The organism is Paenibacillus durus (assembly GCF_000756615.1).
In the GTDB taxonomy this organism is placed as follows: domain Bacteria; phylum Bacillota; class Bacilli; order Paenibacillales; family Paenibacillaceae; genus Paenibacillus_AQ; species Paenibacillus_AQ durus.
The window spans coordinates 3,821,411-3,844,875 of sequence record NZ_CP009288.1 but is presented as its reverse complement, the minus strand read 5'-3'; the positions used below and the strand labels follow the sequence as shown (position 1 = coordinate 3,844,875).

At 51.6% G+C, this 23,465-nt stretch carries 22 protein-coding genes; 10 read left to right on the top strand and 12 right to left on the bottom strand.

What is annotated here, in order from left to right; all coding sequences use genetic code 11:
• Positions 1-140: 140 nt before the first annotated feature.
• From PDUR_RS16385 to PDUR_RS16370, 4 genes are read left to right on the top strand one after another with little or no spacing between them, the layout of a single operon-like run.
• The gene (locus PDUR_RS16385; protein ID WP_042207225.1) at positions 141-773 is read left to right on the top strand and encodes a YhbD family protein; all 633 of its coding nucleotides are present in this window, start codon (positions 141-143) and stop codon (positions 771-773) included.
• 1 nt (position 774) lies between these two features.
• Positions 775-1,476: a hypothetical protein gene (locus PDUR_RS16380; RefSeq protein ID WP_042207223.1), complete on the top strand. Its 702-nt coding sequence runs from the start codon at positions 775-777 to the stop codon at positions 1,474-1,476.
• Positions 1,469-2,140, top strand: a complete 672-nt coding sequence (locus tag PDUR_RS27365) for a hypothetical protein (RefSeq protein WP_052410252.1) — start codon at positions 1,469-1,471, stop codon at positions 2,138-2,140. Before PDUR_RS16380 ends, PDUR_RS27365 begins: the two co-directional genes overlap by 8 nt.
• 34 nt (positions 2,141-2,174) lie before the next feature.
• Positions 2,175-3,710: an MDR family MFS transporter gene (locus PDUR_RS16370; RefSeq protein ID WP_042207222.1), complete on the top strand. Its 1,536-nt coding sequence runs from the start codon at positions 2,175-2,177 to the stop codon at positions 3,708-3,710.
• Positions 3,711-3,722: 12 nt separating this feature from the next.
• On the opposite strand, the gene PDUR_RS16365 is transcribed toward PDUR_RS16370, so the two are convergent.
• Complete coding sequence (locus tag PDUR_RS16365; protein WP_042207221.1) at positions 3,723-4,196, bottom strand: YbaK/EbsC family protein; 474 nt, start codon at positions 4,194-4,196, stop codon at positions 3,723-3,725.
• 147 nt (positions 4,197-4,343) lie between these two features.
• The gene (locus tag PDUR_RS16360) at positions 4,344-4,778 is read right to left on the bottom strand and encodes a MarR family winged helix-turn-helix transcriptional regulator (protein WP_042207220.1); all 435 of its coding nucleotides are present in this window, start codon (positions 4,776-4,778) and stop codon (positions 4,344-4,346) included.
• A 162-nt stretch (positions 4,779-4,940) separates the two neighbouring features.
• Here PDUR_RS16360 and PDUR_RS16355 point away from each other — a divergent pair, with 162 nt between their 5' ends.
• A complete protein-coding gene (locus PDUR_RS16355; protein ID WP_042207219.1) occupies positions 4,941-6,425 on the top strand; it encodes an MFS transporter in 1,485 nt (494 codons plus the stop codon).
• 204 nt (positions 6,426-6,629) lie between these two features.
• Here the strand turns inward: PDUR_RS16355 and PDUR_RS16350 are convergent, their stop codons facing one another.
• The 6 genes from PDUR_RS16350 to PDUR_RS16325 form a co-directional block, all read right to left on the bottom strand.
• Entirely contained in the window at positions 6,630-7,406 is a 777-nt protein-coding gene (locus tag PDUR_RS16350; protein WP_042207218.1) for an ABC transporter permease, read from the bottom strand.
• Positions 7,407-7,446: 40 nt separating this feature from the next.
• Entirely contained in the window at positions 7,447-8,238 is a 792-nt protein-coding gene (locus PDUR_RS16345; RefSeq protein ID WP_042207217.1) for an ABC transporter permease, read from the bottom strand.
• A gap of 16 nt (positions 8,239-8,254) precedes the next feature.
• On the bottom strand, positions 8,255-8,446 hold the full coding sequence (locus PDUR_RS29520; RefSeq protein ID WP_042207216.1) for a hypothetical protein: 192 nt from the start codon (positions 8,444-8,446) through the stop codon (positions 8,255-8,257).
• Positions 8,447-8,521: 75 nt separating this feature from the next.
• Positions 8,522-9,607, bottom strand: coding sequence for an ABC transporter substrate-binding protein (locus PDUR_RS16335; protein WP_042207215.1), 1,086 nt, complete (start codon positions 9,605-9,607; stop codon positions 8,522-8,524).
• A 284-nt stretch (positions 9,608-9,891) separates the two neighbouring features.
• Entirely contained in the window at positions 9,892-10,650 is a 759-nt protein-coding gene (locus tag PDUR_RS16330) for an ABC transporter permease (RefSeq protein ID WP_042207214.1), read from the bottom strand.
• A gap of 40 nt (positions 10,651-10,690) precedes the next feature.
• Positions 10,691-11,770: an ABC transporter permease gene (locus PDUR_RS16325; protein ID WP_052410251.1), complete on the bottom strand. Its 1,080-nt coding sequence runs from the start codon at positions 11,768-11,770 to the stop codon at positions 10,691-10,693.
• A 485-nt stretch (positions 11,771-12,255) separates the two neighbouring features.
• Between PDUR_RS16325 and PDUR_RS27360 the strand changes: the two genes are divergently transcribed.
• The 3 genes from PDUR_RS27360 (at position 12,256) to PDUR_RS16315 (ending at position 14,145) form a co-directional block, all read left to right on the top strand.
• On the top strand, positions 12,256-12,927 hold the full coding sequence (locus tag PDUR_RS27360) for a radical SAM protein (protein WP_052410250.1): 672 nt from the start codon (positions 12,256-12,258) through the stop codon (positions 12,925-12,927).
• A 17-nt stretch (positions 12,928-12,944) separates the two neighbouring features.
• Positions 12,945-13,733 (top strand): NifB/NifX family molybdenum-iron cluster-binding protein, encoded by a 789-nt coding sequence (locus PDUR_RS27355; RefSeq protein WP_052410249.1) that lies wholly within the window; start codon positions 12,945-12,947, stop codon positions 13,731-13,733.
• Between the two features lie 94 nt (positions 13,734-13,827).
• Positions 13,828-14,145: a hypothetical protein gene (locus tag PDUR_RS16315; protein ID WP_042207213.1), complete on the top strand. Its 318-nt coding sequence runs from the start codon at positions 13,828-13,830 to the stop codon at positions 14,143-14,145.
• Here PDUR_RS16315 and PDUR_RS16310 read toward each other — a convergent pair.
• A complete protein-coding gene (locus PDUR_RS16310) occupies positions 14,135-15,493 on the bottom strand; it encodes a PFL family protein (RefSeq protein WP_042207212.1) in 1,359 nt (452 codons plus the stop codon). The two genes, PDUR_RS16315 and PDUR_RS16310, sit on opposite strands and share 11 nt — an antisense overlap.
• A 57-nt stretch (positions 15,494-15,550) precedes the next feature.
• Positions 15,551-15,820 (bottom strand): ACT domain-containing protein, encoded by a 270-nt coding sequence (locus tag PDUR_RS16305; protein ID WP_025695090.1) that lies wholly within the window; start codon positions 15,818-15,820, stop codon positions 15,551-15,553.
• A gap of 261 nt (positions 15,821-16,081) precedes the next feature.
• Here PDUR_RS16305 and PDUR_RS16300 point away from each other — a divergent pair, with 261 nt between their 5' ends.
• Positions 16,082-16,408 carry a YnfA family protein gene (locus tag PDUR_RS16300; protein ID WP_042207211.1) on the top strand — a complete coding sequence of 109 codons (327 nt, stop codon included), beginning with the start codon at positions 16,082-16,084 and terminating at the stop codon, positions 16,406-16,408.
• Here the strand turns inward: PDUR_RS16300 and PDUR_RS16295 are convergent.
• Positions 16,383-17,015, bottom strand: a complete 633-nt coding sequence (locus PDUR_RS16295; RefSeq protein WP_042207210.1) for a LysE family transporter — start codon at positions 17,013-17,015, stop codon at positions 16,383-16,385. The two genes, PDUR_RS16300 and PDUR_RS16295, sit on opposite strands and share 26 nt — an antisense overlap.
• An 18-nt stretch (positions 17,016-17,033) precedes the next feature.
• Positions 17,034-17,474: an Lrp/AsnC family transcriptional regulator gene (locus PDUR_RS16290; protein ID WP_042207209.1), complete on the bottom strand. Its 441-nt coding sequence runs from the start codon at positions 17,472-17,474 to the stop codon at positions 17,034-17,036.
• 388 nt (positions 17,475-17,862) lie between these two features.
• Here PDUR_RS16290 and PDUR_RS16285 point away from each other — a divergent pair, with 388 nt between their 5' ends.
• Positions 17,863-23,295 (top strand): diguanylate cyclase, encoded by a 5,433-nt coding sequence (locus PDUR_RS16285; protein WP_042207208.1) that lies wholly within the window; start codon positions 17,863-17,865, stop codon positions 23,293-23,295.
• Positions 23,296-23,465: the final 170 nt, after the last annotated feature.

Genomic DNA, 23,465 nt, shown 5'->3' with positions numbered 1-23,465 from the left:
TTAATGTAACTGCACATTGCCTTTAATTGCATTATACCAACAAAACACCAAAAGTTAACCATTTATATTCAGCACACAGGGCAGCGACAGTTTTACAACGTAACAATGTTATGTTACAATGCGTTTATGAGGTGAAGAAAATGGAGGATGATTTAATATCAAAAAAGGAGCTTCTGGACCTTACCGGAATTTCATACGGACAGCTTTACCGCTGGAAGCGCAAGCAGCTCATTCCGGAAGAATGGTTTATCCGAAAATCCACGTTTACTGGACAGGAGACCTTTTTTCCAAGCATGCTTATTCAAGCCCGGATTCGAAATATCTTAAATATGAAGGATGATCTTTCGCTTGATGAGCTCGCCAGCAGACTGTCCAATACGGAAGGGTATAGCGAGATCCGTTTGACCAAAGAGGCTATAATAGAACGAAACATTGTTACGGATATTGCAATGTCTGCGTATGGACCGGAGGTTCAGAGCAATGAGGGCTTGTATTCCTTCGAGCAGCTTCTGCATTTGTATGCGGCGGACACTTTACTTGCCAGAGGGGAGATGAGTCTGGATGAAGGAAGGCTTTTGCTGCGTACGCTGGAGAAGCATGCCGGCGCGCTGACAGGTAAGCCGTGCGAGCTTTATTTTGTCCGGAAAATGGGCGTTGCCTTATTTCTGCTAGCGCCGTCGCCGGCTGAACTCTATTTCGATGAGGGTGTCCGGCTGGTTGCGAAAGTGACGCTCGGAGATTTGGTTGAACAGTTGAAAGGGAGGTTATCGTAGAGTGACAGAGGAAGATAAGGAGCTAGGGCAGCGGCCGGATCTTATCCTTAATGGAGTCGGCAGCGCTGCGGGAGGGGCTTACGACAAAGTCCTTATAGACGGAGTGGGGAAAGTCGAGGGTTCGCTAAATGCGCGGTTATTCAAAGCGAACGGGCAGATTCGGGTGAAAGGAGGATTGTTTACCGAAGGCATGGAAGTTAATGGTATAATGAGCCTCGGAGGGCCTCTGCGGATCAATACAATGAAATTGGACGGTATCCTCCATATCGATGGCAGCGTCATAGGCGAGAACTGTGTTCTGAACGGGCTGATGACCGCAAAGGGGGATTGTGAATTAGAGGAATTCAGAGGCGTGGGGGGATTTACGATTGAGGGTCTGCTGAGCGCGGGACATGTAGACATCCGGCTGGAGGGAGCGGGGCAAGTTCATGAAATCGGAGTGGAGAGTCTGAAGGTCCGTCAGGGGGATCAGAGTCTATGGAACCGGTTATTGGGCGGAATCATCCCGAAACTGAAGCCGATGCTTACCGCGAGGGTCATCGAGGGAGATGATCTGGACTTGGAATATACAAATGCGGATGTCGTCAGAGGGAATGATGTTATTATCGGAGAGGGCTGTTCCGTCGGGTTGGTGGAATACCGAACCGGATTAACGGTCCACCCCGGAGCCCGTATTGGAAAGGAAGTGAAGACCGGTGACTGATACAGCTCGCGGTAATTTCAAAATAATGGGCACAACGTCATCCGCCGGAGGTTCGTTCCGAAATGTGGGTATAACGGGTGAGTGCAGGTTTTCGGGAGATGTCGACTGTGTAAAGTTCGGCTTGACCGGGAATTCGGAAATTGATGGCAGTCTGAAGGCGGAAGAAATCAAGCTGACCGGTGAATGCGGAGTGCAGGGCCATATCGATGCACTGTCCGTAAAGGGGCGCGGAGAACTGATGGCGGGTTCCGGGATAAGGGCTGAGCGGCTTGCGTTTGAAGGACACATCGGAGTGAAGGGTGATTGCGAGGCGGGAGAATTCCGGCTTACCGGCGTGGTGGAGATCGGCGGACTGCTGAGCGGAGATCAGTTGGATATCAATCTAATCGGATACAGCCGGGCGGGAGATGTCGGTGGAGGCAAGATCCGAATCAAACGAAGCAAGGGATATTTGTTGATGAAGATGGTCAAACCGGGCCAGGAAGCCCGCTTCGAGGGAAGAAGTATTGAAGGCGACTTCGTGGAGCTTGAGCATGTGGCGGCCGAAACGGTAAGGGGCGGAAATGTCATTATCGGACCTGGCTGTGAGATCGAAACGGTGGAATACAGAGAAGCACTGGAGATACACAAGAGTGCGAATGTGCGTCGCCAGGTTAAACTGTAAACCGGATACTTATAGAAAAACGGGAGTGGAGAGTATGAGTGATAAAAAGAATAACCGTCTGGGCCTGGTCATTGCCGGGCTTTTGCTGGGCATTCTGATGGCATCCATGGACAGTACGATCGTGGCGACGGCCATGGGGAACATCGTTGGGGAATTGGGCGGGATGGACAAATTCGTCTGGGTTACCTCGGCCTATCTCGTCGCCGAGATGGCGGGCATGCCGATCTTCGGCAAACTGTCGGATATGTACGGCCGCAAGAAATTTTTCGTGTTCGGCCTTCTGGTGTTTATGGCAGGGTCCGCGCTGTGCGGAACGGCTGAAAGCATCACCCAACTGGCCATTTACCGGGCGGTGCAAGGGATAGGCGGCGGAGCGCTGGTGCCGATAGCCTTCGCGATTATGTTCGATGCGGTGCCGCTTGAGTCCCGCGGGAAGCTGGGCGGCGCTTTTGGCGCGGTATTCGGACTGTCCAGCATATTTGGTCCGCTGCTCGGCGCCTACATTACGGATCATATCGCCTGGCAGTGGGTATTTTACATCAACCTGCCGCTCGGAGTCTTTGCCTTTGTGCTGGTGGCGTTCTTTTACAAGGAATCGCATGAGCATTCGAAGCAGCCGATTGACTGGCTTGGCGCAGGTACGCTGCTTGGGGCGGTGATCTGCCTGATGTTCGCGCTGGAACTGGGCGGCAAAGAATATGCATGGAATTCTGGGTTTATTCTCAGCCTGTTCGGCGCGGCTGCGGTGCTTGCTGCGGTGTTTCTGTATGTGGAGACGAAGGCGGAGGAGCCGATCATTTCCTTCGGATTGTTCCGCCGGCGGCTGTATGCCTTCAGCATTCTGATCGCTCTGTTCAGCGGAGCGACATTCGTTGTCGCCTCGGTTTATATCCCGATCTTTATTCAAGGCGTGCTTGGGGGCACGGCCACCAATTCCGGTCTGGTGCTTCTGCCGATGATGGTGGGTTCCGTTATCTCGGCAACCGCAGGAGGCTTCCTGATGAATAAATTCAGCTACCGCAGCCTGATGGTTCCTACCCTCGTGCTTCTGGCGCTAGGAATCTGGCTGGCCTCCACGCTTCCGCCGGATGCGACGCGGCTGCTCGTCACTGTGTATATGGTTCTTATCGGTTTTGGCGTCGGCGCGTCTTTCTCGGTTCTGGGCAACGCCGCCATAGACGGCTTGACCGCCCGGCAGCGCGGATCGGCGAGCGCAACCCTGAATTTCATCCGGTCCCTGGGCATGACAGTAGGCATTACCTCCTTCGGCATTATCCAGAGCCATTACTTGACGGACCGGCTGAGGAGTCTGACTGCGGCATCGGGAGCGGCTCAAGGCGGGCCGGGAGCGATCAATCTCTCGGACCCCCATACTCTGCTGTCCCCGGCTGCGAGGGCGCTGATTCCGCCGGAGATATTAAGCAAAATCACGGAGGGGCTGGCTTCATCCATCACACAAACCTTCGCCTGGGCCATGATTCCGGCGGTGCTGGCCCTTCTCGCCTCGCTGTTCATGGGAAGCAGCAAAATGGTTGGTACGGAAGAAGAAGCAGCGGCCTCCGGCCATTAACCCGGCAAGCCCTTATTCCCAGTTCTTGCAGACATCGACCCATGCCTTGCCGCCCGAGTATTGCTCCAGTTCGGCGCAGGTAAGTTCAATTGCGGAATTCGAGCTGCCGCAGGCGGGGAAGAGGGTATCAAAGCGCTTCATGGAGATATCAAGATAGACCTCGAGGTCATTAGCCAGTCCGAATGGGCAAACGCCGCCGACGGCATGTCCGGTCTGCTTCAGTACTTCCTCCGGAGACAGCATTTTCGGCTTGAATCCGAACTCGCTCCGGAATTTTTTGTTGTCGACCTTAGTATCGCCGGCGGCCACAACCAGGATTGCGGCTTCGCCTTCGCCGTAGAAGGACAGCGTTTTGGCTATACGGGCGGGGATGACGCCGATCGTCTCCGCGGCTGTCTCTACAGTAGCGCTGGAGGATTCAAATTCCATGATATGCTGCTCTCTTCCAACTTCGTGGAAGTGTGCTTTTACACTTTCAATAGACATGACAAAGGGTTCCTTTCCTCATAAAAAATAAAGATTTTGCGATAATTAATCATTTTAACGGCTTATTTGATATGTGGCAAAAGATTCTGTTTCGGCACATCAACAAAGCGGCGCTCCTCAAGCGAAGAGCGCCGCTTTTGTATTTTTTCAATCCTCCAGATTGAGCTTTTGCAGCAGGGCGATCAGTTGATCCTCTTCTTCATCCGTCAAATCGCGTGTCAGCTTGGCGTTGGATTCATCCAAAAGGGTCTGAAGCACCGGCTGGAACTCTATTGCTTTATGAGTGGGGTAGAGCTGGTGCGACCGGCGGTCCTCCGGGTCTGCCCTGCGCTCGATATAGCCTGCAGCTTCCAACTGCTTGACCGAGCGGGCGGTGGTGGCCTTGTCAAATTTGAGGCCTACGGTCAACTGGTCCTGCGTTGTTCCCGGAGACATGAGAATCGCCTTAAGGAAGCTGTACTGCCCGCCGCCGCCGATTCCGTACTCGCCGAGCGAGCGGGACATGCGTTTCAGTTGAGTTCGGTGAATATAGGAGATCAGCTTACCGATCGGTTCTTTTTTATTAGGATCGGATTCTTTCATAAGCACTCCTTTCGGGATATCGGGTTCATATTCGCATGCTTTCATCATGATAAAAAAATTTTACCGCAATATAGTTGCGCGCGCAACAAAATTGCAGTACACTTTGAATTGTAGATAGTTGCGTATGCAACTAAATCGGTACATGCGAAAAAGAGGTGGCTTATGAGCACAATTAATCGGGGAACTTATCAAGAGGATGCCGGCGTACAGGGCCGCCGCTGGCTGATTCTTATTGTATTAAATCTGTTTATTTTCATGTCCACCTTGGACGGAAGCATTGTGAACATTGCTCTGCCGGTGCTGTCGGAGAAGCTGAATCTGCCGATCGCACAGATCGAATGGGTGACCACCGGCTATCTGATGGCGATTTGCGCGGCGATTCTGTTCTTCGGAAGACTTGGAGATATCGCCGGCAAGATTAGACTGTTCAAGATCGGCACGGTCGTCTTCATCCTTGGTTCCTTGCTGTGCGGGCTGAGCGGTTCGCTGCCGGTGCTGGTGGCGGCCAGGGTTGTTCAGGCGATGGGCGCATCAATGACCATGGCGAACAGCCAGGGTATTGTGACGGATATTTTTCCGGCAACGGAGCGGGGGAAGGCGCTCGGGCTTATGGGCACCTTCGTTTCTCTTGGAAGTATCGCCGGTCCAAGCCTTGGCGGCATTATTGTTGCCAATCTCGGCTGGGAGTATATCTTCTGGGTGAATGTTCCGATCGGCTTGATGGCAATCTTCCTTGGCTGGAAGGTGCTCCCGAAAGATCTGATCCAGGTGAAGGCGAGAGTCGACATTCCCGGAAGCCTGCTGTTCGCATGTTTCATTATTGCTCTGTTTACGGGCCTTCTGCTCGGACAGCAGCATGGATACGGGAGTACCGGCATAATAATTGCGCTCTGCGCTGCCGTACTAGCCTTTATCGCCTTTCTCCAGGTGGAGCTGCGGAGGCCCGAGCCGCTGCTGCAATTGAATCTCTTCAAGAATCCGCTGTTCTCGCTCAGCATTCTTTGCGGGTTTCTCGTATTCGCCGCCAACTTCTGCTTTAACATTATTTCGCCATTCTACACACAGAACATGCTTGGCCTGTCTCCGTCTTCGGCGGGCTTTCTGCTCATGCTGTTTCCGATAAGCATGGTAGTCATCGCCCCGCTGAGCGGCGCTTTGTCGGACAAGATCGGCTCGGAATTTCTTACATTTGCCGGACTGGTCGTCATGGTCATCGCCCAATTCGGACTGGCTCAGCTTCATGACGGGAGTCCAGTCTGGCTCGTGGGTGTATGGATCGCGATGCTAGGGGTTGGCAACGGACTGTTTCAGTCCCCTAACAACTCCCTGATTATGTCCACAGTGCCCCGCACTGAGCTCGGTTCGGCGGGCAGCGTGAATTCGCTGGTGCGCAATATCGGTATGGTCGTCGGCATTACCATTGCCACCACCACCTTGTTCCATGTGATGAGCGGCAAAGCCGGCTATCGCGTCACCGGTTTGATCCCGGACCGTCCCGATATTTTTCTGGCGGGCATGCATGTCGTGTTAATCACTTCAGCGGCAATCAGTCTGGCGGCGGCTCTGCTGACGGGCTGGCGGTTCATGCACACAAGACGGGTTCGTGTAGAGGTTAGTCAGCACAGACCGGGAGAGGGCAGAGGATGACCCTAATGAGTTCAAGGTGAGGGAATCCTTAGATCATAGATATAGCACACTTAGGAAAAAAGAAACGCCTCCGATCCATCGCTGATCGCGAATGGAACGGAGGCGTTTGATCTTTGGTGCTTCATTCCGGCAGCCGGCTCGGTGACCGCCTGCGGCCCTGCGGCCGTTTCGAACGGACAGGCAAATGGTACAAAGCTCCAATGTTTAGTGAAGCTGTGACGCTTCTTTCCATACCAGAAAGCGCTTTTTCAGTCTGGCGAACAACAGGTTGATGATAATGCCCAGCACGGTGATGAACAGGACGATGCCGTACATGAGCGGCAGATCATAGCGGGCGGTAGAGTTGATGTAATACCATCCGAGCCCCGTGCTGGCACCGATGACTTCAGATGCGATAATCATGAAGAACGATAGCTGGGCGGCAAATTCAATACCGATAAAAATATTGGGCGCGGTGAACGGCAGGACGACCTTGGTAAACAGCTCTCTGCGCGTAGCTCCCATGGACCGTGCCGCCCGCAGCAGGTTGTAATCGATATCCTTGGCTCCGGACATCGTATTAAACAGTACGGGCCAGAGCGCAGACCAGAAGATGACGACCACCTTTTCCGAAGTTCCGATTCCGAAGAAGATCATGAAAATCGGAATGATCGCGAAGGGGTTCAGCTTCTCGCAGGTGCGGAAGAAAGGCAGCAACGCTTTTTCCGCCGAACTAAAAAAGGTACCGAGCAAAAATCCGAGCGGAATACCGATAATCAGCGAGAGCAAGAACCCGAGCAGCACCCGGTACAGGCTGATTAGCGTCTGCCCCAGCAGCACGTCGGAGAATGCCGAGCGGAAGATGGCTAGAATCGCGTCGCTGGGAGGCGAGATGACGCCCTTCGGAATGATTCGGGCGCCGATCTCCCAGAAAATGAAGAACAACAGGATCGGGATGCTGCCGATGCCGATTTTTTTAAGCTTGACTGCGGTGGAATTCATGGAACCCGTCTCGTCCTCCTTTACTTAAGATAAGATCCGGCTAGGCCGCGGCTTTATGGCTTGAATCGGGAGCCTGCCGCCAATGCAGCACTGCACTCTCCAGGTATTCAAGCACATAATTGAGCGCCAGACCGACGCCTGCAACCATAATGGCTCCAAGGTAAATGCGCTCGACAAACCCCATGCTTTGGGCATTGTGGATCATCCAGCCCATACCGGAATCGGCGCCCATGCTCTCCGAACCGATCAGCATGAAGAAGCTCATGGTCAGTCCGGTACGGAGTCCGGTGATCAATGTCGGCGAGGCGCCGGGCAGGATCACCTTTGTGAAGATCACCAGTTTGCCCGCATTCATGGATTTGGCCGACCGGATCAGCAGCGGATCGACATTCTGAATACCGGCTATGGTCGTGAACAATATCGGCCAGAACGACGACCAGAAGATAACCGTATAGATGCCTCCCTCTCCGATTCCGATAATGATAACGAAGACCGGAAATAGAATAAACGGCGGGATGCTGGAGAGAAATTTGGTGAGAGGGTGGAGAAATGCGGCCAGCTTCGGCATGGCTCCGGCCAGAATAAAGCCAAGCGGCAGGGCCAAAATGGTAGCCAGGACAAAGCCGACAAACACTCTTTTCAGGCTGATGGAAATGTAGAGAAAAATGTTTGTCAGTCCCAGTTCGACTCCGGTCTTTACGATCCGCGAGAAGGGCGGGACAAATACGTTGCTAACGAGTCCCAGCCTCGGCGCAAGCTCCCAAACGATCAGCACCAGGAAAAAAAGATAAAAGCTTAACAGTTTCCGATGAACCGAAATGATCCATTTCATCGCGTTTCCATCCTCCTTACTTAGGGGCTTGCGTCTGCAGAGCCGTGTCCTCATCCTCTACCACACTGAAATCAATCAGCAGCCGTTCCAGTTCGTCCATATCGATCGGAGTGGGAACGGTCAGCTGAGCCAGGGTGTTTTGCGAAGTGGTGGATTTGCCGAGTCCTCTTTTGCCGTAAAATGCGATTTGTCTCAGTTTTTTAGTCATAATCGGGTTCTCCCTCAACTATTGGTTGTAATTAAGCGGCGAATAATCGCCGCTTTTCCTTTGCATAATGGCATTTCAGCTAGGGTCAAACTGGGTGGTGATCAGGTCATTGACGTGAAGCTGATCCTTCTTCAAGGATCCGGATACAACGAGGTCATCAATCCAAGGCTGGATCAGCTTGTCCTGGAATCCTTTTCCAGTGTAGTAGTAGTGCACGGCGTTTACCGGTTGGCCGATATAGTCGCCGGTCAGCTTGATCGCTTCTTCCTCATGCGCCGGGTTGACGATCCAGTCCTGCGCTTTCTTAATCGCGTTGACAAAGCCCTGGATGGCTTCGGGATTATCCTTGATAAATTGTTCCGTGAAGTAGTAGAAGGTTGTGCCTGCCGCTTCGCCGAGTCCGGTATCCGCCGTGTCGAAAATTTCGATCAGACCGGAGTCCTTTGCCAACTTGTAAAAGGGTGGATGGACGCCGACGATGTCAATATTGCCCTGCTGGTTGGCCTGCAAGGCCGCCGTGTCGCTTTCGAAAGCGACAAACTTGATTTGATCACGCTTGAAGCCCAGATGGTCGAATGCGTTGGTGGCGATAAAGGTTGTGCAGCTCGGTACGGTGCCGTTGATCGTAATTTTCTCACCCTTCTTCTTCTTGATCAGCTCATCCAGGGAAGAAACACCCGCCTTGGGGCTGACATAGAATTTCATGTGATGATATTTTTCATCAACATCCGGCTTCGGTTCAACTCCGCCGATCGTAACGCCCTTGATTTTGGCCCCGCCGGCGATATAGGTGGCGATATTGTTAACATGGGTGCTGGAGACATTGTTCGTTCCGTTCAAGATGGAGGGAAGTACTTGTGCGGTAGTCAGCTCGCCGGTATATTCCACATTGATCCCTTCCTCGGCGAAAAAGCCTTTTTTCTCGGCAATCACCCATGGTGTGGAGGAGCAGTTGACCTTGGTGTCGGTTTTGATGGTGTACACCTTCTTGCCGGATTTGGCCGGGTCAAACCCTGCGTTCTTTAAGGTCGATAACCCTGCGGCGCCTTGGATGCCGATTCCTTTCTTCGTCTGCCCCAAGTAGCTGCCCACGCCGATTCCTACTACCACCAAAGCGGCGACTACGGAAATAATAACCCATTTCTTTTTACCATCTGCCATCTTTCTCACACTCCTAAAAATTTTAATTTAAGTTAAATTTTAACATATAAAGATGCAACTATTCAGCCCTTCATCACCTGCCTCGGTGTAATATAAAAAAGAGACTAAACGAACTTCCCGAGGGGAAGAACGTTAGTCTCCAGCTTACTGGTCAACTTTCTTTAATCCGATAATTCTTATGAGATTTATAGATTAAAGCTTATTCTAAGACTTTCATGATTGTCAACGCATGAACTTACATAAATCGTTCAGTTCGAAAATTTGTAACATTATTATATTGGTTGTCATTTTATAGCGGGATGGCCTAGCCATTTGCCTGCCGCTGACATGATTCCGTCCAGCACGATGGCCAGGACCGCAATAATCAAAACTCCGGAGAACATCTCCACAATCTGATAATTGGCTTGCGCCGTATAAATCATGAAGCCCAGGCCGGAGCTGGATCCCATCATTTCAGCCGCGATCAGAAACAGCAGCGCATAGCCCGCAGCTAGACGTGTTCCGGTCAAGATGGAGGGGAAGGCTAAGGGAAGCAGGACTTTCGTCGTCAGCCGAAGGCGGCTTAGCCCAAATGAACGCGCCGCTTTGACAATGTCTGCGTCGGCATGGATCATCCCGGACAGCGTGCTGAACATAATCGGCCAAATGCAGGCCCAGGCGATAATCGAGACTTTCGTGGGCTCGCCGGCTCCCATGAATACGATGATGATGTGAAACACAACAAAGGGATTGATGTGAGAGAGCCACTCCAGCACCGGCCTGGTGGCAATACGGATCTTGTCCGGCCAGCCGGCCAGGGCTATTCCGAGCGGCACACCTGCAATCAGGGCGATGGCCAGTCCTCCGGCGGCGCGCCCCAGGCTAATCAGCAGATGGTGCGCCAGCGCTCCTGTTGCCGCCTGTTCGCCGATGAACTGAAGCACCCGCGTGAGCGGAGGAATGAATTGGGGGTCTACCCATTCGAACCTTACACTGGCTTCCCACAGGACGAGGAAGGCGATGACGACAGTATAACGCTTGCCAAGCTTTGTTAACACATTCACTTACGTTCCTCCCGACACAATTTATTTATCGCCAGATCTGTTAAGGATGTCCGGACTGTACCGGTGAAGCGGATGGCGAAGTATGGCCTGAATGACCGGAATGCCCGGCTGCAGGCGACGAATGCTCATGTGACATGTGGCCGCTGTGATCGCTGGCGGATGGCGAAGGCACATCACCCTCTCCCGAGAAGCTGCCGTTCGTTCTGCTCAGCCGGCTTGTTGACGCGCCACCAGCCACGAGAATCAGCAACATAGCGGACAATACGGTAACCGCAAAAATACGGTTTGGCCTGCCTCGCAGCTTACGGGGGGCGGGCGCCGCACTCCATGCGGATTCAAGAGGCTTCCAGAAAAACAGATCGCGTTCCAGCTTGCGCAATACGGCGCTCAGAGCGACGCCAATCAGGGAAATACATAGCCCAACGGCAAAGATTGGCGTCGTGGCATACGGGGACGAGTAGTAATTGCTGGACCAATGAAGCAGCCAGCCGAGACCGGCCAAGCCTCCCAGCATTTCTCCGGCCACCAGAATAGCCAACAGCAAGATAATCGACGTACGGACCCCCAGCAAAATAGAGGGAGCCGCCCCTGGCAGTATGATCTGCAAGAACAGCCGCGAGGGAGAGGTTCCCATACTGCGCGCCGCTTTCAGCAAGTCCGCATCTATATTCTGCACACCGCCAATGACATGGTGAAGCAGAGGCCAGAATGCGACCCAGGCGACGATGATCAGCTTCGCCTTTTCCCCGATCCCGAAGAACAGCAGAAATACCGTCATGAGCGAAAAGGGATTGACCTGGGCCAGAATGCGGAACAGCGGGTTCAGTCCCGCAGCCAGACTGGGCAGCCAGTACCCGAGAATCGCACCCGCCGGCACGGCTAGCAGTGCTGCCAGCACAATGCCTGCAACCACACGCCACAGTGTGGCTATCGTATGGCCAAGGAGATGCTGGTCCCGCAGAAGAGCTGCGATCTCCTGCAGCACCGCAGACAACGGCGGGAAGAAAGTCGGATTCACCAGCCCGCTTCTCGGCAAAACCTCCCACAGAATACAGAGCAGGGCGATGCCGGATAAACGTAAGCAGACGAGCAGCAAAACCGGGATATTCCTGGTTGCCATGAAAGTATAACCCCCTGTTCGTTTAATAAATCCTATTTTTCTCATAAGTTTTGTACAGTTTAGATTTGTCATCGATTTTTTGTCAATAGATTTACTGGCTGGATAAGAATTCGAATTTGACGGAATCAAGAACATTCGTCAGTCACTGATCGCCGCTCGCCGCTGCTTTTCCATGGATTTGTTACTTTCGCCGTTGACAGAAACTGGGGATCGTTCTATAATACCCTAAGCATATGGGGATTATGGGATAACGAACACGGCCGACCGAATGTAAGGAAGCCGGATGACTGCAGCGGCAGTTGTCCGGCTTTTGTCGCTTTGCGGGTTATCGGATTCCAGAGCCAACCGGTTTACCGGAGGCTTGAGATGAGCGGCACTGCCGCTCGTTTAAGCCTCAAGTCTTCATAGGCAGAGTCGCACCATGAGATGCCCGCTTCCGTGGGAAATGATCGGAACGATCCGGTCGCTCCCTCAGGCGGTACATTATGCATTTCTTGTCTGGCTGCGGCGGACAATCGCCGCCAAGCTCTAACGTACCAGATCGGGATATCGTCTTCGCGGTGAAGGACGAGCCTGGACAAATTGATGGAAAGGTGGTATTTGCGTTGGCGAACGAATCACGCCATCCTTGTTACGACGAGATGGCGCATCATTATTTTGCCCGCATGCATGTGGCGGTAGCGCCGAAATGCAATATCAACTGCAATTATTGCAATATCAAATATGACTGCGTCAGCGAGAGTCGCCCCGGCGTCGTCAGTAAGGTGCTTACGCCGCAGGAGGCTTACGCCAAGGTGCGCAGTACGCTGGCTTCGCTGCCGCAGCTGACTGTGGTCGGCATCGCAGGACCCGGCGATCCGCTGGCCAATCCGCGGGAGACGTTCGAAACCTTCGGCCTGCTGTCCGAAGGCCTGCCCGATCTGCAGCTGTGCCTCAGTACCAACGGGCTGAAGCTGCCCGATTATTCGGAGGATATCGTCAGGCATCGCATCTCCCATGTGGCCGTCACGGTCAATGCCGTCGATCCGCAGATCGGGGCGGAGGTATACCGCGCTGTGTTCTTCCGAGGTAAGGCCTACAGGGGCAGGGAGGCTGCAGAACTGTTACTGCACAACCAGCTGGAGGGCATCCGGCGGATCGCTAGAAGTGTGGCGTAAAGGTCAAAGTCAATTCCGTGCTGATTCCCGGCGTTAATGACAGCCATCTGATCAAGGTGACCGAGGCGGTCAAGGCGGCAGGCGCTTGCTCCCATAATATTATGCCGCTGATTCTCTCGCCTGGCAGCGTATATGAGAAGGAAGGACGCAAGGAGCCCGCTCCTTCGCTGACGCTTCAGGTGCAGGCGCGCAGCGAGGCGGTTATGCCGGTCATGCGGCATTGCCGCCAATGCCGCGCCGACGCGGTCGGGCTGATTGGCGAAGATCTTGGCGTCAAGACCGGAAACGCACCGGCCCGGGAATATGACCCGGCAGCACGCGAGGAGCTGCTTATCCGGCTGGACCGGACGACCGCGGAGCACAAGCGGCGCGAAGCCAATGAGGGAGAGCAAGGAGAGCGCGGCAGCATGCGCATCGCCGTGGCGACGCGCGGCGGGGGCCAGGTGAATGTACATTTCGGACATGCACGCGAGTTTCTTGTCTACGAGGTATCAGGGCAAGAGCAGAAGCTGCTGGGCGTTCGGCGGATTCAGGCTTACTGCAACGGCAAGGCCGAATGCGGGGAAGCGGACAAGGAGGCGATTCTGGATGAGACGGTGGCGCTGCTGCAGGATTGCTCCATCGTTCTCTGCGCCACGATCGGTCCCGGACCGGCCGAGCGGCTGGCCCGCGCCGGTCTGACAGCGCTGGCGCGAGAGGGAGAGATCGGCAAGCTGCTGGAGCAGTGTGCCAAATATCATCGCTTCTTCAGCTCCATCTCCTGCTCCCCACCTTCAGCTTGCCCGTCCGCTGCGCAGCAGCGGTGACGGTCCAGGAATATAAAGCGGGCTTCGTGGCTTAACCGGACGCGGGGCCTGCTTCGTATATGAGGTCAGCCCCTTTTCTGGTTGGCCTTTTTTTATGGTCGTTTTTGTGTGTCCAGGCGCTTATTTCACTCCGGTACCGGGGGGAAATGATCTGCTCCGCCGTGAAATCCGTCAACGAATGAAATGCGGCTTTCTACGAAGAGAAGGCTGTCTGCTGATCAGCGGATGGAATTACGCGTTCAATGATTTCATACTCGGGATACCGCACGGCAGCCCGCTCCAATCGAAAAAAGCCTCCGGTCAATCGCAGCAATCAGCGATGGATCGGAGGCTTTTGGCCTTCCGGCGCGGCGCTCAAGCGGCCGACCGCGCATGGGCCGGACCGGGTTCGCGGTCCGGCTTTAGTTCTTGAAGCTGTGGATTGGGGCAGGAATCCGGCCGCCCCGGTCGATAAAGCCCGCGCAGTTAAAGGAGTTGACAGGCATAATCGGAGCATAGCCAAGCAGACCGCCGAACTCGACCATCTCGCCGACTCCCTTGCCAATCACGGGAATGAGGCGAACGGCTGTCGTCTTGTTGTTGACCATGCCGATCGCAGCTTCGTCGGCGATGATGCCGGAGATCGTCTCTCTGGACGTGTCGCCCGGGATGGCGATCATATCGAGTCCGACCGAGCAGACGCAGGTCATCGCTTCGAGCTTCTCCAGCGTCAGCGCGCCGCGCTGTACGGCTTGAATCATGCCATGGTCTTCACTAACGGGGATGAACGCGCCGCTAAGTCCGCCTACATAGGAAGAAGCCATGACGCCGCCTTTCTTGACGTTGTCGTTAAGGATGGCGAGCGCAGCCGTCGTTCCGGGCGCTCCCGCTTCTTCAAGGCCCATTACCTGGAAGATTTCCGCGATGGAATCCCCGATCAGCGGCGTTGGCGCCAGCGACAGGTCGATAATGCCGAACGGCACGCCGAGACGCTTCGATGCTTCCTGCGCTACGAGCTGGCCGACACGGGTCACCTTGAAGGCGGTCCGCTTAATCGTCTCGCACAGTGTCTCGAAGTCCTGTCCTTTCACTTCCTCCAACGCCCGTTTGACAACGCCGGGGCCGCTGACCCCTACGTTAATGACGCATTCCCGTTCGCCTACACCGTGGAAAGCACCGGCCATGAAAGGGTTGTCCTCCACGGCGTTGCAGAATACAACCAGCTTCGCGCAGCCGATAGAGTCCCGGTCCGCCGTACGCTCAGCGGTCTGGCGAATAATCTCGCCCATCAGCTTGACGGCGTCCATGTTGATGCCGCTGCGCGACGAACCGACATTGACGGAGGAGCATACTCTTTCCGTTACGGCGAGCGCTTCGGGAATGCTCTCGATCAGCTTGCGGTCGCCCGTGGTGCAGCCCTTCTGCACAAGCGCGGAGAATCCGCCGATGAAGTTGACGCCAACTTCCTTAGCCGCCTTGTCCAAAGCTTCCGCAACCGGAACATAGCTGTCCGTATTCAGAGAACCCGCCGCAATGGAAATGGGCGTAACCGAAATCCGTTTATTGACAATCGGAACGCCAAACTGTTTTTCCAGATCTTCACCGGTCTTTACCAGCTTCTCTGCGGATTTGGTGATCTTGTCATAGATCTTTTGGTTAAACACTTTCAAATCCGTATGCGCGCAATCCATCAGGCTGATGCCCATGGTAATGGTCCGCACGTCCAGGTTCATCTCGCGGATCATTTTATTCGTTTCTTGTACTTCCACCAGTGAAATCATGGTAACCCTCCCGCTTGCGTTTATCATTAAAAAGTCTGTATGGATCGGCTTAGCGCCTTAAATACGGTGCATAATATTAAAAATATCCTCATGCTGCAGCTTGATTTCCACGCCAATCTCCTCGCCGATCTGCTGCAGTTCTTCTACCAGAACCTCGGTGGATTTCGCCGCTTGCGAAATATCGACAATCATCATCATGTTGAAGTAATCTTGGACAATCGTCTGAGAAATATCCAGAATATTTACATTTCTTTCTGCCAAATACGTGCATACCTTGGCAATAATACCCACCTTGTCTTTTCCGAGTACAGTAATGATCCCTTTCAATGCTGCTTCCCCCTTGTCTCCATACTTTCCGCCCATGAAAGGACGTAATTGTTTATTTAACTCATTATGTCAAAAGGCGGTGCAAGCTTCAACCAAATGTTTTATGTCAGATTGCATTTACTAGGAAATAAAAATCGCAATAGCTTCTGAATTGTCACATTATAGAGGATTTTCTGAAAATAACTCGAATACTATTACCCTCTGGAATCGGCGAAAAACTGAATAGCCGGATATCCGAACTCCGGAAGAAGGGGTGATCAAATGGTAATATCCATACTGTTATTTATTTTGGCGGGACTTGCGGAAATTGGCGGGGGTTACCTGGTGTGGCTGTGGCTGCGGGAATCAAGGCCGCTCTGGTTCGGCATCACCGGAGCGCTGATCCTTGTCGTGTACGGCATTATTCCAACCTTCCAGCGCTTCCCCGGCTTTGGACGCGTGTATGCGGCCTATGGCGGTGTCTTTATTATGCTGGCTGTGTTATGGGGATGGCTTGTCGACAAAAAGACACCCGACCTGTACGATTGGATCGGCGCAGCGGTCTGTTTGGCCGGAGTCAGCATTATGCTGTGGGCGCCTCGGACCTAAAGATCCATTTGACGATCAGCCGGAAGGCGAAGAAGAGAAACAGGATGCCGGTAAGAAAGTTCAGCCATTGTGCGAACGCAGGTGTAACGAGAGGGTGAGCCAACTGCCCCAGCAGCGCAATCGCCGTCAGAAACAGAACGGTCGCCAGCAGGCAGCCAAGCCCGTACTGAGTCAGCTCGCTGCTCCGCAGCTTAAGCTCAGCCATCTTTGCCGAAAAGATTCCGGTCCAGAAGAGGAGAGTCAGCGGATTGGATGCGGTCAGCAGAAAGGCGCGGACAAACATGCCGTCTTGGCCGGAGCCGTTCGCAATAGGGAGGACGGGCAGCAGGCTGTAACCGAATATTCCTGCGATCATAGTAAGGCCGAACACCATAAGCGTGCCTGCTCCGAGCACATAAAGAATACCGCCGGGCCTCCGCCCTGCGCCAAGCAGAGCAACCCCCCGCAGCGCGGCGAGAATGAATAGACCATCAGCCACCGATACGCCGGCGACTCCCGCTTCGGCTGCGGCGAAGCCGCGCAGCGAGGCGGCGTGAAAAATAAACAAACAAACCGGACCCACGGCAAGCTGAAGCAGAAGGCCCAATTTTAACCCCTTGAATATCATGTGTTCCCCCCCTCCCGTTCATCTGTTCCACTTCTCTTTTAGTGAAGACATGGAAATCATGGTATTGCTTCTGATCACTCCCGGCACGCTTTTCAGCCTATCGGACAAAAATTTCTCCAGCTCCCCAGTGTCCTCCACAAGGACCTTCAGCAAGTAGTCAAATTCGCCTGCAAGGTGGTGGCATTCCAGCACCTCGTCACAGTCTGATATGAATGCGCGAAACGAGGGAATTTGCTCCGTCCGGTCGATGACGACCAGCACGAACGCCAGCAGCTTGTAGCCTGCCTTGGCCCGGTTAATCCTGACGGTGTATTCTTCGATCGTTCCGGACTCGTCCATTTTGCGGATTCTCTCCGTAACTGCGGGGATTGAGAGCTTCACTCTTTTGCTGATGTCGGAAACGGTCATCCGGCTGTTCTCCTTCAGCGCTTCCAGAATACTGCGGTCGATTTCGTCCATGGTCAACCTCATCCCATCATTGATATAAGATGATTGTAAGGTAGGCGTTAATAATCGTAAATGATTTTGCATAATACATTAAAAAGTAAAGAAATATATGCCATTATATTAAACTTTTAAGTCTGGTCATATCATAGATTAACATCCAAGAAGACCCCTTCACAGTATTCCCGGTTAAGCCGTTAATAGAGACTATAGGCATTTATGCATTTTGTATGATAAGAAAGGTTGGTATTGGTGAAAAAGTGGCAAAAAAGGCTTATACTAATGGTGAAATGGAAGGGGCTTCCGCCAGGGTATGGCGATTTTCCATGGCTGATTGCCGCTTATATTTTTGACTTTAATGCCGATATTGAAGTGTAGGATAATGTTTAAAGGTGGACTGGGTATGACTGCGATTGACAATTATCTAATGCTGGAAACGATCTCCGATAATGCTAGCAAATCAGTGTACAGATGCAGAGATACGGTCTCCCAGGGTACAGTTATATTAAAGGTCCTGAAATCGGAATCTGCCGGGCATGAGGAGGTCCTGCGGTTCAAGCAGGAATACAGCATGCTCCGGGAATTAAGCGGATGCGTCGATGGCGTAATCAAACCTCTTAAGCTGGAAGAGCAGAACGGTTACTTTATTATGGTACTGGAGGATGTGCAGGGGCGGTCCTTAAAGCGGATCATGGCTGATAACAAACCGGATCAGGAAGCTCTGCTGCGGCTGTTTATTAAGATTGTCGATATTGTTGGAGCCATCCATGAACACAATGTAATACATAAAGATATCAAACCTTCCAATATTGTATGGGATCAGGAAAAAGACGTCGTGCAGGTGATCGACTTCGATCTGGCGGTTAAGCTGTCCAAAGAAAAGCGGGATTTCCAAAACAGCGGCGTCCTGGAAGGCAGTCTATTATACATCTCTCCGGAACAAACCGGCCGGATGAACAGAAACATCGATTACAGAACGGATTATTACTCACTCGGCGTTGTATTGTATGAGATGGTGACCGGCGTCAAGCCTTTCGAATCGGCTGATATCCTGGACCAGATTTACTCCATTATTGCAAAAGAAGCGGTTTCTCCTTATCAGCTAACCGGGGGCAGAGTATCGCGGTCATTATCCGGCATCATCATGAAGCTCATGGAGAAATCGCCCGAAAATAGATATCGAAGCGCCTACGGCATCAAAGCCGATTTAAAGAAATGTCTGGACGGCGGCGGTGATTTTGAGCTGGCACAGGAAGATAAACGGAATATCTTTCGGATTTCGCAAAAAATCTACGGCAGGGAAGAGGAACTGAGCCGTCTGGCTGACGCCTTTAGAACAAGCTTGAGAGACAAACCGCAAATCATGCTGATTTCCGGGGATGCAGGTGTAGGCAAGACCGCCCTGGTGAACGAGCTATATCAATATATAAGTCAGGAGAAAGGGCTTTTTGCGGCAGGAAAGTTCGATCAGTATAACCAGAACAGCCCATATAGCGCGATGATCCAGGCTTTCAGGAAATTGATTCATCAGCTGCTTGACAGCACTGATAACGAGTATAAGAAGAAACTGGAGATGTCTCTGAGAACCGCTTTGGACGGCAATGGAATCCTGATCACGAATATCATACCTGAACTTGCGAAGCTGATCGGTGTTCAGCCGGAAATTGAGCCTCTGAATCCTGCCGAGGAAATCAACCGCTTCGTTCAGACCTTCATTAACTTTATCGCGGGGATTACGAATAATGAAAGACCCTTGGTCTTATTTCTGGATGATGTTCAGTGGGCCGATTTGTCAAACTTGCAGCTTATGGAGAAGCTGGCGCTCAGTAATCATTTGCGGAAATTATTTATCATTTGCTCATACAGGCAGCTTGCGGCGCCGGAGAGCGGTCCCCTTTTTGCCGCTATCGCTAAAATTGAAAGAAGTACGGAAGCAGGAAAAATCGCCTTGGGTTCCTTGTCCCTCAGGGATGTGGAAAGCTTCATTGCAGATACGCTTTATGCCGAACCCGATAGGGTAAAGGAACTTTCCGAAATTATTTATGCGAGAACTAAAGGGAATCCCTTTTTTATAAACGAAGTTTTAATTGAATTGCATAAGAACGGCTTTATTTATTTTGACGACCTGGAAGGCCAATGGAAGTGGGTGCTTGCCCAAATCTCCGATTTGAATATTAACGACAATGTCGTCGAGTTCTTGATGATGAAGCTGCAAGCCCTGCCGGAGGAAGACCAGAGAGTACTAAGATTATGCGCATCGATTGGCAATCTGTTCGATTACAGAATGCTGTCCCTGATCGCCGAAGAGGAGCAGCGGGTTATTGCCAAGTCTCTCATTAAGGCCATGGGTGAGGATATTATCATTCCTGCCGACACGAATCACTCCATGCTGCCCAGTCTCCTTGAAGAGACGGAGGACATCCCCCGGGATATTAACGCTTATTTCAAATTCCAGCATGACCGGCTTCAGCAGGTTTGCTACCAAATGATCGATGCCGGGACAAGCAAGAAGCTGCATCTGAAAATAGGAAGACTGCTGCTTATGCAGCTGGCTCCCGGAGAAATTGAAGATAGGCTCGCAGATATTGTAACGCATATCAATAAAGGGATTGAATTTATCAGCGAAGAGGATGAAATCAATCAAGCTATTCAGCTCAATCTGAAAGCCGCAAACCAAGCGAAGGCGGTCTTTGGCTATGACGCCGCATTTGCGTTCCTGGAAGCAGCGTTTAGCCTTTTGCAGAAGAGCCCATGGAAGAACGATGAGCGGCGGACCTCGGAAATTTATAGACTGTATGCCGAATGCGGTTATTTGACCCACCGTACCGAAGAAGCCGACAAGGCATGCGCCATTCTTCTAAAGCAGACGAGCGACAGCTTTGCCATTGCCCAGGTCTATGAGATGCAGGCGAATCATTATACTTATCTGGGGATGATGAAGGAATCCATAGCTTCCGGGAAGCGCGGGCTTAAAGCACTGGGTATCAAAATACCGGATAAGCCCGGAATGGCGTCCGTGTTAAAGGAATTTCTAAAGGTTAAAGTAAGTCTCAGAGGCTTGACGATCGAGGAGATTTTCGAAAAACCTGAAATGAAGGACGAAAAAGTCAAGCTCATCATGAGACTATTGATCAATATTTTTCCTCCGGCGTATATTTCGGGTGAGACCAGCCTGTTTGCCTTTGTCGTGCTGAAAAAAGCTCAATTGACATTGAAATACGGGAACAGTCCCGAATCCGCAATTGCTTTCATCGGATATTCCATTTTGTTGTCCGGGTTTGGCGATATAAAAGGGGCCTACGATTTTGGAAGGCTGGGCATAAGAATCAATGACAAATTCGATGATTTACAGTGGAGAGGGGCCGCACATGTATTATATACGCTGTTTTGCCACGTATGGAATGAACCCTGGGACACCCTGCAGGAATGGTTCGGCAAAGCGGTTGATTCCAGCCTGAGAACAGGCAGTTGGCTGTATCTTGCTCATTCATGCTTTTATATCAATCTCTGGAATCCTGCGATGGACATCACCTCCTATCTTCATGAGAGCAAAAGATACATTGCAATGATTGAAAATACAAGGCACAAGGAAGCGCTGGCGATGGCCAAACTGGCGAGGCAGCAATTTCTGAATCTTGCCGGGGAACTGAAAGACCCTCTCTCGTTCAACAGTGAGACCTTTAGTGAAGAGGCGTATTTGGAAGAACTTGAAGAAGCTAAATATTATTCCGGAATTAACGTCTATTATATTTTTAAAATGAAGCTTCTGTTTACCTACGAAAGCTACGGCGCTTCCCTGACATATATCGACAAGGCGAATAAAATGATCGGCACCCTTACGGGGACGGCTTTCATGGAAGAATTCTCCCTGTATACATTCCTGAATCTGGCCTATTGCTATAAAGACTTAAACGCTTACGGAAAGGTAAAGGCAAGAGCAAGAATGCACAAAGAGTACGGCAGGGTTCGAAAGTGGGCGGCCCATACACCGGAGAATTTTCTGCTGCATGAGAGATTGATGAAGGCCGAATGGGCAAGAATCTTGGGCAAGAATGAACTGGCGGGTAAATATTACGATCTTGCCATAGCAGCCTGTGAAAAAGGGAATATTGTCAGATATAAGGCGCTTGTCTATGAGCTGGCCGCGAAATTCTATAACAGCAGACAATTCACGGAGTTTGCCTCATATCTGTTCAGACAAGCTTTATATTACTATTCCGTGTGGGGAGCCAAAGGCAAGATCAAGCATATTAATCAGAAATATCAGGATATCGTGAAATATAAAAGGGAATACCCCATGGGAAGATCGGTCACGGATTCCACAGAGAGCATCGACCTCAATTCCATTCTTCTGGCATCCCAGGCCATTTCAAAGGAAATCGAACTGAATAATCTGCTGGAAGCGCTGATGGAAATCGTCATTAAAAATGCGGGAGCCCAAAGAGGCTGTATCCTATTGAGATCCAACACGAATCTGCTGGTCGAAGGAGAATACAGGCCCGATGACGACAAAATTACCGTTGTGGTGCATCGCCATTCAGAGGATTACAATCTGCCGTATTCCATTATCCATGATGTGGAGGAGAGCAAGGAAACTCTGATTTATCAGGATGCCTGTTCCGAAGCCGGGCTTATTAATGATCCCTATATTATTAAGCACCAGCCCAAATCTCTCGTGTGCATGCCGCTAATTAATCATAACAAGACGATTGCTATAATCTATCTGGAGAATAATCTGGTAACAGGCGTGTTCACGAAAGAAAGAATGAGAATTATCAATCTGCTGTCGAGAGAAATGGTGTTCTCGCTTGAGAACGCCAGCCTGTATACGGATCTGGAGCGCTCGGAAGAGAAATACCGCGAGCTTGTCAACAACATGCTGGACGGAATATTCATTATTCAGGACATGCAATGCAAATTTGTTAACACGGCTTTGGCGCGAATGATTGGCTATGAAATGGAAGAGATGATAGAGCAGCCTTTTGATAAATTTATTGCTCCGGCCCAGAGGGAAGATGTGTTGGCTTTGCACCGAAAAAGGATTGACGGGATAGATACTCCGGGCGAGTATGAAAGCAGACTGGTGCATAAGGACGGTATACAAGAGGTTGATGTGATTCTTAAAGCCATTTCCATTAACTATCTGAACAGGCCGGCAGTTCAAGGAACGGTTAAGGATATTACGGAGCGAAAAAGAGCGGAAGAAGAGCTGAGAAAGCATAAGGAGCATCTGGAAGAACTGGTAATCGAGAGAACCAAAGAGCTGAAGCAGAACAACGAGGAATTGAACAAGAATATCCTGTTGATCGAAAAGATATCCATTACCGATGAACTGACCGGCTTGTATAATAGACGGCATTTCAATACGATTTTTTATAGCGAAGTGGGCAGAGCCGGGATAGACAAAGGGTATTTGGCTTATATTATGCTTGATATTGACTATTACAAAAAGTATAACGACACGTACGGCCATTATGAAGGCGATAATGTATTGCGCAGGCTTGGAGGAACGATCAAAGAGCAGGCTGCCAAGGCCAGTGATTACGTATTCCGGCTGGGAGGAGAGGAATTCGGGGTTATCGTCACCGGATTGACTCCCGAGCAGTCCTTCGAGTATGCCGATGGAATCAGGAGAAGCGTTGAAGAATTAAACATACCGCATGAAAAGAGTCCGGTCTTCGGATACTTAACCGTGTCGGTGGGAGTTGCGGCGGTAAGGGTCGACGGTCTGACGGAGAAAGATATTTATAAGCTGGCGGATGACGCGCTTTACCAGTCCAAGGCCGACGGCCGAAACCGGGTTACCATGCTCGAACATAAGGTAGAGCACGGATGAAATGCAAAGTGAAAGAAGCCGGGGCGCATCATTATGCCGCTAATTTCGGCTTCTTTGCTGTTCCCGGACTGAAAGGGAGGCGCTATTGACAGCCGCTTTCGGTGTGGAGTATATTAAACCATGTATTAAACAACGTTTAAATCACTGTGTAAAATAGGCGCAGGAAGGAG

Coding starts and splice junctions, on each gene's coding strand:
- PDUR_RS16385 (WP_042207225.1), top strand. CDS start 141: ATGGAGGATGATTTAATATCAAAAAAGGAGCTTCTGGACCTTACCGGA.
- PDUR_RS16370 (WP_042207222.1), top strand. CDS start 2,175: ATGAGTGATAAAAAGAATAACCGTCTGGGCCTGGTCATTGCCGGGCTT.
- PDUR_RS16365 (WP_042207221.1), bottom strand. CDS start 4,196: ATGTCTATTGAAAGTGTAAAAGCACACTTCCACGAAGTTGGAAGAGAG.
- PDUR_RS16360 (WP_042207220.1), bottom strand. CDS start 4,778: ATGAAAGAATCCGATCCTAATAAAAAAGAACCGATCGGTAAGCTGATC.
- PDUR_RS16355 (WP_042207219.1), top strand. CDS start 4,941: ATGAGCACAATTAATCGGGGAACTTATCAAGAGGATGCCGGCGTACAG.
- PDUR_RS16350 (WP_042207218.1), bottom strand. CDS start 7,406: ATGAATTCCACCGCAGTCAAGCTTAAAAAAATCGGCATCGGCAGCATC.
- PDUR_RS16345 (WP_042207217.1), bottom strand. CDS start 8,238: ATGAAATGGATCATTTCGGTTCATCGGAAACTGTTAAGCTTTTATCTT.
- PDUR_RS29520 (WP_042207216.1), bottom strand. CDS start 8,446: ATGACTAAAAAACTGAGACAAATCGCATTTTACGGCAAAAGAGGACTC.
- PDUR_RS16335 (WP_042207215.1), bottom strand. CDS start 9,607: ATGGCAGATGGTAAAAAGAAATGGGTTATTATTTCCGTAGTCGCCGCT.
- PDUR_RS16325 (WP_052410251.1), bottom strand. CDS start 11,770: ATGGCAACCAGGAATATCCCGGTTTTGCTGCTCGTCTGCTTACGTTTA.
- PDUR_RS27360 (WP_052410250.1), top strand. CDS start 12,256: ATGCATTTCTTGTCTGGCTGCGGCGGACAATCGCCGCCAAGCTCTAAC.
- PDUR_RS16315 (WP_042207213.1), top strand. CDS start 13,828: ATGGTCGTTTTTGTGTGTCCAGGCGCTTATTTCACTCCGGTACCGGGG.
- PDUR_RS16310 (WP_042207212.1), bottom strand. CDS start 15,493: ATGATTTCACTGGTGGAAGTACAAGAAACGAATAAAATGATCCGCGAG.
- PDUR_RS16300 (WP_042207211.1), top strand. CDS start 16,082: ATGGTAATATCCATACTGTTATTTATTTTGGCGGGACTTGCGGAAATT.
- PDUR_RS16295 (WP_042207210.1), bottom strand. CDS start 17,015: ATGATATTCAAGGGGTTAAAATTGGGCCTTCTGCTTCAGCTTGCCGTG.
- PDUR_RS16290 (WP_042207209.1), bottom strand. CDS start 17,474: ATGGACGAAATCGACCGCAGTATTCTGGAAGCGCTGAAGGAGAACAGC.
- PDUR_RS16285 (WP_042207208.1), top strand. CDS start 17,863: ATGACTGCGATTGACAATTATCTAATGCTGGAAACGATCTCCGATAAT.